Genomic DNA, 205 nt, shown 5'->3' on the forward strand with positions numbered 1-205 from the left:
GGTTCATGGACCGTCGCCGCGATGAGCTGCTTCGTGTACTCATGCCGGGGGTTCTCGAGAACCTCGGTCACCGGGCCGGACTCCACGACGACCCCACCCCTCATCACCAGGACGCGATCGGCGATCCGTCGGACGGCCGCGAAGTCGTGGCTGATGAACACGAGTGCCGTTCCCGCCGCGACGATCTCGCGCAGCAGACCGAGGA

Annotated in this window: 1 pseudogene; it reads right to left on the reverse strand. The window is 66.8% G+C overall.

Annotated elements, in window-relative coordinates:
- Nucleotides 1-205 (reverse strand): annotated as a pseudogene (locus L687_RS29615) (ABC transporter ATP-binding protein); the annotation flags it as partial.

It is taken from the genome of Microbacterium maritypicum MF109, assembly GCF_000455825.1.
GTDB lineage: Bacteria > Actinomycetota > Actinomycetes > Actinomycetales > Microbacteriaceae > Microbacterium > Microbacterium maritypicum_A.